The organism is Rhizomicrobium sp., assembly GCF_056722145.1.
This window is the reverse complement of the sequence record NZ_JBWZET010000070.1, coordinates 1-11231: the sequence shown is the minus strand read 5'-3', so window position 1 is coordinate 11231 and position 11231 is coordinate 1. Positions and strand designations below refer to the sequence as shown.

12 protein-coding genes are annotated in these 11231 nt (G+C 64.5%); 5 read left to right on the top strand and 7 right to left on the bottom strand.

Annotation, left to right across the window (positions count from 1 at the left end):
- The 3 genes from AC1P6P_RS04010 to AC1P6P_RS04000 all read right to left on the bottom strand — a co-directional run.
- Positions 1 to 455: PAS domain-containing protein (locus AC1P6P_RS04010; RefSeq protein ID WP_481401147.1), on the bottom strand; the 455-nt coding region annotated here is incomplete at its 3' end.
- Positions 456 to 565: 110 nt separating this feature from the next.
- The gene (argS, locus tag AC1P6P_RS04005) at positions 566 to 2329 is read right to left on the bottom strand and encodes an arginine--tRNA ligase (RefSeq protein ID WP_481401146.1); all 1764 of its coding nucleotides are present in this window, start codon (positions 2327 to 2329) and stop codon (positions 566 to 568) included.
- Entirely contained in the window at positions 2326 to 2895 is a 570-nt protein-coding gene (locus AC1P6P_RS04000; RefSeq protein WP_481401145.1) for a hypothetical protein, read from the bottom strand. The genes argS and AC1P6P_RS04000 overlap by 4 nt, the downstream gene beginning before the upstream one ends.
- A 297-nt stretch (positions 2896 to 3192) precedes the next feature.
- Between AC1P6P_RS04000 and thrB the strand changes: the two genes are divergently transcribed.
- From thrB to AC1P6P_RS03980, 4 genes are all read left to right on the top strand, one after another.
- A complete protein-coding gene (thrB, locus tag AC1P6P_RS03995) occupies positions 3193 to 4152 on the top strand; it encodes a homoserine kinase (protein WP_481401144.1) in 960 nt (319 codons plus the stop codon).
- Complete coding sequence (gene rnhA, locus AC1P6P_RS03990) at positions 4149 to 4574, top strand: ribonuclease HI (RefSeq protein WP_481401143.1); 426 nt, start codon at positions 4149 to 4151, stop codon at positions 4572 to 4574. The genes thrB and rnhA overlap by 4 nt, the downstream gene beginning before the upstream one ends.
- A 124-nt stretch (positions 4575 to 4698) precedes the next feature.
- Positions 4699 to 5046, top strand: coding sequence for a type II toxin-antitoxin system RelE/ParE family toxin (locus tag AC1P6P_RS03985; protein ID WP_481401142.1), 348 nt, complete (start codon positions 4699 to 4701; stop codon positions 5044 to 5046).
- 9 nt (positions 5047 to 5055) lie between these two features.
- A complete protein-coding gene (locus AC1P6P_RS03980) occupies positions 5056 to 5355 on the top strand; it encodes a helix-turn-helix domain-containing protein (RefSeq protein ID WP_481401141.1) in 300 nt (99 codons plus the stop codon).
- A 51-nt stretch (positions 5356 to 5406) separates the two neighbouring features.
- Here AC1P6P_RS03980 and AC1P6P_RS03975 read toward each other — a convergent pair whose 3' ends face one another.
- Positions 5407 to 5889, bottom strand: a complete 483-nt coding sequence (locus AC1P6P_RS03975; RefSeq protein ID WP_481401140.1) for a redoxin family protein — start codon at positions 5887 to 5889, stop codon at positions 5407 to 5409.
- Positions 5890 to 6059: 170 nt separating this feature from the next.
- On the opposite strand from AC1P6P_RS03975, the gene AC1P6P_RS03970 reads away from it, so the two are divergent.
- Positions 6060 to 6641, top strand: a complete 582-nt coding sequence (locus AC1P6P_RS03970; protein ID WP_481401139.1) for a YqgE/AlgH family protein — start codon at positions 6060 to 6062, stop codon at positions 6639 to 6641.
- Between the two features lie 102 nt (positions 6642 to 6743).
- On the opposite strand, the gene AC1P6P_RS03965 is transcribed toward AC1P6P_RS03970, so the two are convergent.
- The 3 genes from AC1P6P_RS03965 to AC1P6P_RS03955 form a co-directional block, all read right to left on the bottom strand.
- Positions 6744 to 9572, bottom strand: coding sequence for a putative bifunctional diguanylate cyclase/phosphodiesterase (locus AC1P6P_RS03965; protein WP_481401138.1), 2829 nt, complete (start codon positions 9570 to 9572; stop codon positions 6744 to 6746).
- A 38-nt stretch (positions 9573 to 9610) separates the two neighbouring features.
- Complete coding sequence (locus AC1P6P_RS03960; RefSeq protein WP_481401137.1) at positions 9611 to 10204, bottom strand: GNAT family N-acetyltransferase; 594 nt, start codon at positions 10202 to 10204, stop codon at positions 9611 to 9613.
- An 11-nt stretch (positions 10205 to 10215) separates the two neighbouring features.
- A partial coding sequence (locus AC1P6P_RS03955; protein ID WP_481401136.1) for a M16 family metallopeptidase occupies positions 10216 to 11231 on the bottom strand: 1016 nt, incomplete at its 5' end.

The window sequence follows — 11231 nt, the reverse complement described above, 5'->3', positions numbered from 1 at the left end:
GCCTCGTCGCAATGCGCGAGCACCAGGATCTGCGACACCGTCTCGCCATCAACCGTGAACGGCACCATCAGCCGGTCGAAGGTGATTTCGGCGCGGCCGGGCCAGACCAGCGTGCTCTTGCAGGCCAGCGGCGCCCGCGCCGCCACAACGTGATCGAGCACCGCCCGCAAGGCATCGAGCTTGTCGGTAAGTGCCTCGATCTCGCTCAGCCATTTGCCGACGAAATCCTCGCCGTAAGCGGCTTGCCAGAAGATGCCGAAGGTATGAAACAGGTAATCGCCGCCGTCGTTCAGCACATCGAGCCGGTAGAGCCGGTCATGCAGCCAGCCGACACTGGCGACGGAAAAATCCTGCTGGCGCGGCATCGGGCGCCCGTCGCACAACAAGTCGCAATGATGCGCGAATTCGAGGAAATCCTGCGGCGATGTCTGGAAATCGAGGGTGCCAAAATTCATCGCGCCACCTTTCGTGACTGCGCAAAGCACCCGCGGTTAAGTTATGCCACAGGGCCGGTCGCGGCCAAAGCCGATCCTGGCAACAGCGTTATGAAAGCCTTGCGGGAAAGCTACATCCGCGCCGGGACTTCGATGCCGAGCAGGTCCAGGGCTTTGGTAAGGACTGCCAACGTCAGGGCGCACAGGCCAAGGCGAGCACCTCGCAGTTGAACATCGCTCTCGGACAGGATGTGGTGCTCGGCGTAAAACCGCGAGAACGCCTGCGCCAGTTCGAAGACGTATTCGCAGAGGATGTTCGGCGCCCGCTTGTCTTCGGCGGCTTCCATCGCATCGGGCAGCGCCAGGATTTTCAGCACCAGCGCGCGTTCCTCGGCCGAACGCACCACCGGCGCCGCGGTGGCGAAGCCCTGCTCGTCCGCCTTGCGCAGAATGGAGCGGACGCGCACCGCCGCATATTGCAGGTACGGCCCGGTCTTGCCTTCGAACTTGGTGAAGCGGTCGAGATCGAAAATGTAGTCGGTCAGCCGCCAGTTGGAGAGATCGGCGAATTTCAGCGCCGCGACGCCAACCTTGCGCGCAATGTCTTCCTGTTCTTCCGGCGGATAGTCCGCACCGAGACCAGCTTCCGCGATGCGCTTCTTGGCTTCGTCCGTCGTCATGGCGATGAGATCGAACAGCTTCATCACGCCGCCGGCCCGCGTCTTGAACGGCTTGCCATCGGGACCGTTCATGGTGCCGAAACCGGCGTGCTCGAGCTCGGCCTTGCCGGCGAGGCCGGTCTTCTTGGCGGCGCGGAACACCTGCTCGAAATGGCCGTGCTGGCGCTGGTCGACGACGTAAAGAATGAAATCGGGATCGAACGTCTTGACCCGGTCGACGATGGTGGCGAGGTCGGTGGTGCCATAGAGCGCGGCGCCATCGGACTTCAGAAGGATCAGCGGCGGCATCTCCTTCTTGTCGTCGGGCTCGGCCACCTGCACCACCAGCGCGCCTTCGCTTTCCTCGGCAAGGCCGCGGGCCTTCAGGTCTTCGATCATCGGCGGGATCAAGGGATCGACCGAGGCTTCGCCGTTCCACAGATCGAATTCGACGCCGAGGCTGCCGTATTCGCGCTTGAGGCCCTTTTCCGATACCGCAAAGAAATGCTTCCACAACGCCATGTAGCCGGGCCGGCCGGACTGCAATTCGGCAGTCGCCTTGCGGGCGAGTTCGAGGCGCGCCGGATCGGCCTTGCAGGCGGCGGACGCGGCCGGATAGAGCACTTCCAGGTCTTCCATCGTCACCGGCGATTCATCCGGGTACGGACCAGCGAAGGCGGCGTCGAAATAGACCGGCGCCAGACCGCGCAAGGCGACTTCGGAGATGAGCTGGCCCATCTGCAGGCCCCAGTCGCCGAGATGGACGTCGCCGATCACCTTCCAGCCGTTAGCGCGGAACAGCCGCTTCAGGCTGTCGCCGATGATCGCCGAACGCAGGTGGCCGACATGCATCGGCTTGGCGACATTCGGGCCGCCATAGTCGATCACCATCGTCTTGCCGGTGCCGGTGTCGGGGGCGCCAAGCCGGGCACTGTTCGCCACCGCCTGGCCCCGCGCCGCCAGCGCGTCATCGGTCAAATCGAGATTGATGAAGCCGGGGCCGGCGATCTCCACCTTGGCGAAGAGCGGATTCTGCTTCAGCCGGTCGGCGAGTTTGGTCGCCAGCGCGCGCGGATTGGTCTTCGCCAGCTTGGCCGCGGTCAGCGCGCCGTTGCACTGGAATTGCGCCAGATCGGGACGGTCGGACGGTTTCACGACGCCCAGTTCCGCGGGCAGGCCTTCAGCCGCGAACGCCGCCGAAGCGATCGCGCCAAGCTCGCGGGTCAGGGCCGTCATGGCAGGTACTGCCCCATCTTCTTGTTGTAGTCGAGCTGCACCTGGGTGAGCTGGAAGCCGACCAAGAGATGGTATTCGTACGATTTCTTATCGCGCGCGACCGAAATATCGATGCCATCCACCAGGGTGTTGACCTCGACCGTCGCCGACGATTTGGGGAAATCGAACTCGAGCCAGTGGATCTGCTTGTCGACGATGTCGCCGCCGGTGGTGACCGCAACGTAGTACGGCACCTTGTAATGGACCGCCTCGCCGCCCGGCGGACGCGTCGCCCGCACCGTCACATGCACGTTGGCGTCGATCTTGTTGGTGCGCTTGACGTAGTCGCACCGCGACTTCAGGTCGGTCAATTGCGCGGTGTAGACCACGTTCGACGGATCGGCGCCCTGCTTGGGATCGAACACCGGAATGATCGCCGTATTGGCTAGGATGGCGGCGTCGGGGCAGACCGCCGCGTTGTCGGAGCGGATGTAATTCACCGCGTCGCTCCAGGTGTCGCAACCGGACAGCGTTGCCGCCGTCGCGATCAAAGCCGCAAGATTCAGAACAAGCTTGGTGCGCTTCATGGTCCGACGCTGAGCCTTCAGATGGGAAGGCAGCGGCCTTCCGGGGACGTTATTGCAAGGCCGGCATAGCAAATCCGCGCCTCGTGCGCGACTGCTCAGGTTGCCTCCTGCATCGACGGGCCGGACTGTACCCGGGCGGGACTTTGATGGGAAGCGCGGACGGACGCACCCAAAGCCGCACACGCCCGCAACCGATCATGGCCGAATCGGATAACAGCACTGTAATCCGGGCGCCCACCGGGCCGCCGGCAAACAAGCCTCTTTCAACCGGACGCCGGCTTTGGCAATTTAGGCGCGATGGCAGTCTACACCGACGTTTCCTTCGAAGATCTCGAGAGCTTTCTCGCCGGCTACGACATCGGCGCCCCGCTGACGTTCAAGGGCATCGCCGAGGGGGTCGAGAACTCGAACTATTTCCTCTCCACCGCCAAAGGCTCCTTCATCCTGACGCTCTATGAAAAGCGGGTGCGGACCGAGGATCTGCCCTTCTTCCTCGGGCTTTTGGAGCATCTGGCGGCCGGAGGCATCCAGTGCCCGCTGCCGGTCCGCAACCTCGCCGGAGCCCAATCGACCACCCTCGGCGGCCGTCCGGCGGCCCTGTTTACCTTCTTGAACGGCGTCTCGCTGCGCCGCCCCGAAGCCAGCCATTGCGCCGCCGCCGGCACCGCCCTCGCCAAGATGCACGCCGCCGGCAAGGGCTTTGCCCTCTCCCGCCAGAATGCGCTCGGCCACGACGGCTGGAGCGAGTTGGTGGAGGCCTGCCTGCCGCGCGCCGACGAGGTCGAACCGGGCCTCGCCGAACTGATCGCCACCGCCCATGGCGAAATCACCGCCGCCTGGCCGAGCGGCCTGCCGCAAGGCGTGATCCACGCCGACCTGTTCCCGGATAACGTGCTGTTCATGGGCGGCGCGGTGTCGGGGCTGATCGATTTCTATTTCGCCTGCAACGACGCCTTCGCCTACGACCTCGCGGTGATGCTGAACGCCTGGTGCTTCGAGCCCGACGTCGCCTTCAATGTCACCAAATCGAAAAGCCTGATCGCGGCCTACGCCAAACAGCGCCCGCTGACGGCGGCCGAACGCGAGGCCTTGCCGGTGCTGGCGCGCGGTTCGGCGCTGCGCTTCCTCTTGACGCGACTATATGACTGGCTGAACCACGACCCGCATGCCCTTGTTCGTCCCAAGGACCCGCGCGATTACTCCCGCCGGCTGCGCTTCCATCGCAAAGTGCGCGGCGTCGGGGAGTATGGTTTGTGAGTCAGATCGAGATTTTCACGGATGGCGCCTGCACGGGAAATCCCGGACCGGGCGGATGGGCGGCGATCCTGCGCGCAGGCGCGCACGAGAAAGAGCTGTTCGGCGGCGAGCGCGCCACCACCAACAACCGCATGGAACTGACCGCCGCGATCAAGGCGTTCGAAGCGCTGAAAACCCCGAGCGAAGTGACGATCCACACCGACAGCCGCTATGTCATGGACGGCGCCACCAAATGGATGGCGAACTGGAAGCGCAACGGCTGGAAAACCGCCGACAAGAAAGCGGTCAAGAACGAAGAGCTATGGCGCGCCTTGGAAGCCGCCGCCAAGCCGCACAAAGTCACCTGGCGCTGGGTCAAAGGCCACGCCGGCCACGCCGAGAACGAACGCGTGGATGCGCTGGCCAGAGGGGCGATTCCGTAAGAGGCGCCCCTCACCTTTCGCTGCCGGAGCCGGTAATCGACTGATATTGCGGCTTTACATGCAGCAAAATCGTCATTGCCAGGGGTGGACTATATATGGTACATGAACCATATATGGATCAGCTATGCCGACACGTCCTCGCAAGATTCCAGTCGTCTTCTACCGCAGCCGAACCGGTTCCGACGTGGTGCTCGACTGGCTGCGCAGCCTCGATGACGAGGACCGGCGCGTGATCGGGCTGGACCTCATGCGCGTTCAATTCCGATGGCCTGTCGGAATGCCGTTATGCCGGTCGATCGGGGACGGGCTTTGGGAAGTGCGGTGCAGTTTGAGCTGCAACCGGATTGCGCGGCTGTTCTTTTGCTTCACACAAGGCCGCTTGGTGGCGCTTCATGGCCTCATCAAGAAATCGCAGAAGACCCCCGCGAGCGAACTTGAGATCGCTCGCAAGCGTAAACAAGAGTTCGAGTAGGAGTGTACGATGGCACCGTCCAACAAGAAACGCGACGCAAAAAAGTTATCGACCCTCGACGACTATCTCGAGGCGGAAGGCACACGCGACGAGCTCCAGGCGATCGCGATCAAAGAGGTGATCGCATGGCAGATCGTGGAGGCAATGAAAGATGAAGGCCTGTCGCGGAAGCTTATGGCCGAACGCATGGGCACGAGTCGCAGTCAAATCGCCCGTCTGCTCGACCCTCGAGACGGCAACGTCACCCTGACGACATTGCAGCGCGCTGCAGCAATGCTCGGTCGCAAAGTGCGGCTTGAACTGGTGTAGATCACCGAGCTCGGATCACAGCAGTTTTTCCAGTTGAAGGCCGAGAACCCCTCACACTTCCTTCAGCATGTGTTCGGCGCTCGACACCGCATAGGCGCCGGGTTCTTCCACGAACAGCTTCTTGACGATGCCGTCTTCGATCAGCATGGCGTAGCGTTGGCTGCGCGTGCCCATGCCGAACTTGGTGGCGTCCATGTCGAGACCAACGGTCTTGGTGAAGTCGGCGTTGCCGTCAGCCAGCATGACCACCCGGTCGCCGGCGCCCTGGGCATGACCCCACGCCCCCATCACGAAGGCATCGTTCACCGACAAACAGGCGATCAGGTCGATGCCCTTGGTGGCGAACTCGGGCGCGTACTGGATGAAGCTGGGCAGGTGCTTGGCGCTGCAGGTTGGCGTGAAGGCGCCCGGAAGCGCGAACAGGATCGCCCGCTTGCCGGCGAACAACTCGTCGGTCTTGACCGCCCGGGGGGCGCCGTCGCGCATCTCGGTGAGTGTTGCCGACGGTATCCTGTCGCCGATCCTGATCGTCATGGGCCCTCTCCTGAAGAATCTAGAATGGTTTTAACGTACTGGCGCAGGGTCGGGAAGCCGTTGGAACAGTTCGTGACGATTATGAGCCATTTTTATTTTTCGGCCGGGCTGGCGGAAAACCCGTTTTCTCGCCCGGGCAAGCGCTCTATCGTTCAGGCATGCCGAAGCGTATGTCCCTCGCCCCCGAGCCACGCGACAATTTCCTGGAAGGAAAACTCCTGATCGCGATGCCTGGCATGCCCGATCCGCGGTTCGAGAAAAGCGTCATCTTCATGTGCGCCCACTCGGCCAAGGGCGCGATGGGCATCATCGTCAACAAGCCGATCGACGGGCTGTCGTTCAACGATCTGATGGGCAAGTTCAATATCGACGTCACCACCGACGCGCCCGAGCCGCCGATCCTGTTCGGCGGGCCGGTCAATATGGGGCGCGGCTTCGTCCTGCACTCGTCGGACTACGACACCGCCGATGCCACCGTGCATATCGCCGGCGGGGTTTCGCTGACCGCCACTACCGACATATTGGAGGCGATCAGCCACGGCCGCGGCCCCTCGCGCTCGATGCTGGCGCTCGGCTATGCCGGCTGGAGCGACGGCCAGATCGAAAGCGAGATTCTCGCCAACGGCTGGATTCACTGCGATCCCGATCCGGCGCTGATCTTCGACACCGACTATGACGCCAAATGGGAATCCGCGATCGGCAAACTCGGTGCCCAGATCGCCGGGCTGTCGGCGGATGCGGGACGGGCGTGAAAAAAGCGAATAGCGAATAGCGAATAGCGAATAGCGAATAGCGAAAGTGGCGCGATGGTTCCGGCAGTCAACCCTATTCGCTACTCCCTACTCGCTATTCGCTTATCTGCGAAATCCCTTGGCGATGATCGTCATGGCTTCGCGCGCGATGACGGCGCCGGAGAACAGGAAGCCTTGGGCGAATTCGCAGCCGAGTTCGGCGATGCGGGCGGCGTCGGCTTCGGTTTCGACCCCTTCGACGATCACGGCGCGCCTCAGCTCGTGCGCCATCGCCACGATCGACGCCAGCACGACCCCGTTGGAAGACGGCGCGCCGTTGATGAAGCTCTTGTCGATCTTGACGGTATCGAACGGCAGGTCGGCGAATTGCGACAGGTTCGACAGGCCGGTGCCGAAATCGTCGATCGCCAGCCCGGCGCCGAGCTGACGGATGCGGGCCGCCAGCGCGCGCGTGTCGGTGTCGGCGGCAATCGCGCTCTCGGTCATTTCCAGCTTGAATGAGCCCGGCGCCAGTCCGCCATGCTTGAGAACCTCTTCGAGCCGGCCGAGAAGCTGCGGATCGCGCAGTTGCCGGCGCGAGAGATTGACGCTGACGAACAGCGGCTCGGGAAGCGGAAAATAGCGCTGCCATTCGGCGAGATCGCCGGCGGCGCGTTCGATCGCGAGGCGCCCCAACGTAATGATCAGGCCGGTCTCTTCCGAATGGGCGATGAAATCGGCCGGTGCCACCAGCCCTTTTTCGGGATGACGCCAGCGCAGCAGCGCTTCGAAGCCGGCGACACTGCGGTCGGCCAGCCGCACGATCGGCTGATAGAAGACTTCGATTTCGCCGCGCTCGAGCGCCTTGTGCAGATCGGCTTCGAGCACCACCGGATCGGTGGGCGCTTCCATGTCGAGGGTGAACAGCCGGGCGCAGCCACCACCCTCACGCTTGGCCTCAGCCAGGGCGAGTTCGGCATTCTTCATCAGGTCGATGGAATTCTTTGCCTCGCGGCCGAGCGCAACGCCGACGCTGACCGGCGCAAACACGCTGCGGTCGTCGACTTGGTACGCCGACGCGCACAGCTTCACCAAGGCAGCGCCGATCTGCTCGGGCTTTTCGGTGGGATTGGGCAGCAGCAGCGCGAAACCGTCGCCGCCGGTGCGGAAAATCTGGCCTGAAGCGGCGTAGCGCTGGTCGAGGCGCTGCGCCAGCTTGAGCAGAACGTCGTCGCCGCCGGCATCGCCGAGGCTGGCGTGGATCGCCTTGAAGCGGTCGATGTCGAGTACAGCAAACACCGCGTCACGCAGCCGGGCGCCGAGATTTTCCAGCTCCTCCACCAGCGCGACGCGATTGCCGAGCCCGGTCAAGGGATCGCCCAGCGAGCGATCGAGCGCCGCCGCTTCCGCCTCTTTGCGGGTGGTGACATCGGCGAGCAAGCCGACGCAGCGCTCCGCCGCCTCGCCATCGGGGCCTTTCATGGTGGCGCGCAGTTCGAGCCACGGGGTGCGCCCGTCATCGCCCGTCACGCGGAACTCGATGCGGAAGGCGAGACCCGATTGCTTGCGGAATTCGCCCACCGCCTGCTGGTAGACGGCGCGGTCGTCGGCATGAATCATTTCCACCCAGCGGAAGTGCGACAGCCGCCCCTCGCCGAGACCGATCAGGGCGCCGGCTTCGGCCGACAGCACCGCGAAATCGTTGACGAGGTCGAGTTCGAACACGCCCTGGCGCGAGGCGCCGATGGCTTCGATGGCAGCGTGCGGAACCTCGGGCTCCTTGACTACAACGCGCACCTGGGCCGGCGGCGGCGCGACCGGACGCGGCTGCGACGGCGGCACGGCGTGATGGCGCCACGGGATCATGGTGATGCCCTCGCCCGCGGTCACCGCCAGTGCCAGCATGACCGCGCCCGCCGCGGCGAACCCGCCGGCAAGGTCGGGCACGATCGAAGCCGAGCCGAAGCCGCCGAGCGCGGCGAAAGCGGTGGTGACCGCCACCATCGCGAACAGGCCCGCCGCCGGTTGCAGCACCCGCGCCGGCTTCGAGCCGCGGCGGTCGCGCTGGAACAGATAGACGAACATCGCGATCGGCGCGACGAACAGAATTGCATCGGTCAGCAGCGTCATGCCGGGAATGCCGATGTAGGCAAGCGCGCCGAGCAGCAGCAGGGCGAGTTCGAGGCGCGGCAGCCACGCCGCCTGACGCGGCCAGACATCAGCGAGCGGCACCGCCATGTTGACGAACCGCATCCCCGCCGCCAGCGCCATGGCGCCGAACAGCGCCGTCAGGCCGTACGGCCCGCCGATCGGGGTCATGATCGAGCCATCGAACACACCGAGCGAGGACAGGCGCGTCAGCAGCATGGCGATCAGCGAAAGGGCAGCCCAGCGCGGCGCCCAGTGATGGGTCATGACGCCGACCCCGCCCGCGATCACGGCCGCGGCAGCGATCAGCCCGGCAACGGCGGCGACGAAGATGGCGATGTTGGTGCGCTGGGCGCTGAGGGCGGATTCAGTCCAGGCCAGCAGCGACGGCCCGTCGCCCACGCCCGCCATGCGGACGGCAAAATTCACCTTGGCCGAGGCCGGAATGGTCACCCGGAAGCCTTTGCGGCCATAGGCGTTGGACGGCTCGATCAGGATGCCGGGGGTGGTGGTGACGATCTGCAGGACCATCGGCCGCTGGGCGTGGGGCACGATCGACAGCCCGCTCGACGGCGGCTGGCCGGCCTGGAAGACGCGCGTCACCGGCCGGGTGGCGAAATTGGCGGCGGTGAAGGTGAACCAGGCCCCCGGCTCCTTGTTGCCCGGCGGCGGCGCGAACGGCTTCAAGTTCGCCTTCAGTTCGAGAACGCTGTCGGTGGCACCGAGGTTGGGGTCTATCTGGGCCGCCAGCGCACAGGTCCACAGAAGGGCGATGCACGCAAACGCAAAGGCCAGCCGTTTCATCACAGGCGTGTTGTTCCCTGAAGCTATCGTTGTATGGCTCAGCCTGCCGGCGCTTCGTCCTCGAGCAGCGCAAACAGGACATGGTCCCGCCATTCGCCATTGATCTGCAGATACTTACGCGCCAGCCCCTCCTGACGGAAGCCCGCTTTGATCAACAGGTTTTGCGAGGCCGCATTGCTCGGCAAGCAGGCTGCTTCGATCCGGTGCAGACCGAGAGTCGAAAAAACGAACGGTATCAAGGCCCGCACCGCGTCGAACATGAAGCCCTGGCGGGCGAAGCGCTGGCCGATCCAATAGCCGAGCGAGCAGGCTTGCGTGACACCCCGTCGCACATTCGACAGGGTACAGCCGCCGAGGATCTGGTCGTCGGCCTTGCGGTAGACGAAGAAGGCATAGGCGGAATCGAGCCTCGTCTCCTTCTGGTAGCGCTTGATGCGGCGCCGGAAGGCGCCTTTGGTCAGCTCGTCGCGGGCCCAGACGGGCTCCCACGGGGTGAGGAATTCGCGGCTTTCGGCCCGGAGTTTTGCCCAGGCTTTGAAATCGGGCATCCGGGGATAGCGCAGATACACGTCTTCGCCACGTATCACCGGCTGCTGACCGCCGGGAAACGTCAGCCCTCGCATGAACGCCATTGCCCCAGGTTTCATTCCGCCGCGCGTACCGCCTTCAATCCGAACCGCTCAGCAAATATGCCATAGCGCTCCAGCTTGCCAGCGGGACCGACGGTCGCGACCGACGGAGAGCCCGTCTGCATCACCTTGTCGCCGAAGCGGCGGACCGCCCCGGCGTCGACCGCAGCGAGCTTCTCGGTCATCTCCTGGACCGTTAAGACCCGGTCGTAATTGAAAATATGCCCCGCGATCATCTCGGTACGGGCGCTCGGCCGCTCCAGCCCCATGAGGAAACTCGACTTGAGCTGGGCTTTCGCGCGCGACACCTCTTCTTCGGTCGCGGTTGCGGCCAGGGCAGCCATCTCGCCGGCCACCACGGCCCCGATCTCGGCCGCCTCGGACTCACCGGTGCCGGTATAGACCCCGACCAGCCCGTCATCCTTGGAGGAATGGGCGAAGGCGTAGATCGAGTAGCACAGGCCCCGCTTCTCGCGGGCTTCCTGGAACAGGCGCGAGGACATGCCGCCGCCGAGCGCGGTGACATAGACCTGCGCGACGTACCAGTCGGGGTCGACGTTCGACACGCCCGGGAAGGCATAGGCGATGTGGGCCTGTTCGAGGTCGCCTTCCACATGCATCTCGCCGCCGACATAACGGGCCGGGGCCGGCGCCTTGGGGGTGCCGAGCGCGAGCCCGCCGAGCTTGTCCTCGGCCAGGCGCACCATATGGTCGTGACGGACGGCGCCCGAGCCGATCAGGATCATGCTGCCGGCGCGGTAGTTCTCGCCCATGTAGCCGAACAGATCGTCACGGCTGAAGCCGGCGACCGTCGCCTCCTCGCCCAGGATCGGCCATCCCATCGGCTGACCGGGGTACGCGACCTCCTGCAGATAATCGAAGATGATGTCGTCGGGCGTGTCTTTGGCCTGACCGATCTCCTGCAGCACCACCTGCCGCTCGCGCTCGAGTTCGGCGGGCTCGAAAGTCGGCTGAGTCAGAATGTCGGCGAGAATGTCGAGCGCCAGCGGCACGTCGGCCTTCAAGACGC

What these genes read in the sequence shown, in the direction of transcription:
- AC1P6P_RS03980 (WP_481401141.1), top strand. Translation starts at nt 5,056, where the DNA reads ATGGCACCGTCCAACAAGAAACGCGACGCAAAAAAGTTATCGACCCTC.
- AC1P6P_RS03985 (WP_481401142.1), top strand. Translation starts at nt 4,699, where the DNA reads ATGCCGACACGTCCTCGCAAGATTCCAGTCGTCTTCTACCGCAGCCGA.
- AC1P6P_RS03970 (WP_481401139.1), top strand. Translation starts at nt 6,060, where the DNA reads ATGTCCCTCGCCCCCGAGCCACGCGACAATTTCCTGGAAGGAAAACTC.
- AC1P6P_RS03960 (WP_481401137.1), bottom strand. Translation starts at nt 10,204, where the DNA reads ATGGCGTTCATGCGAGGGCTGACGTTTCCCGGCGGTCAGCAGCCGGTG.
- AC1P6P_RS03975 (WP_481401140.1), bottom strand. Translation starts at nt 5,889, where the DNA reads ATGACGATCAGGATCGGCGACAGGATACCGTCGGCAACACTCACCGAG.
- thrB (WP_481401144.1), top strand. Translation starts at nt 3,193, where the DNA reads ATGGCAGTCTACACCGACGTTTCCTTCGAAGATCTCGAGAGCTTTCTC.
- argS (WP_481401146.1), bottom strand. Translation starts at nt 2,329, where the DNA reads ATGACGGCCCTGACCCGCGAGCTTGGCGCGATCGCTTCGGCGGCGTTC.
- AC1P6P_RS03965 (WP_481401138.1), bottom strand. Translation starts at nt 9,572, where the DNA reads ATGAAACGGCTGGCCTTTGCGTTTGCGTGCATCGCCCTTCTGTGGACC.
- AC1P6P_RS04000 (WP_481401145.1), bottom strand. Translation starts at nt 2,895, where the DNA reads ATGAAGCGCACCAAGCTTGTTCTGAATCTTGCGGCTTTGATCGCGACG.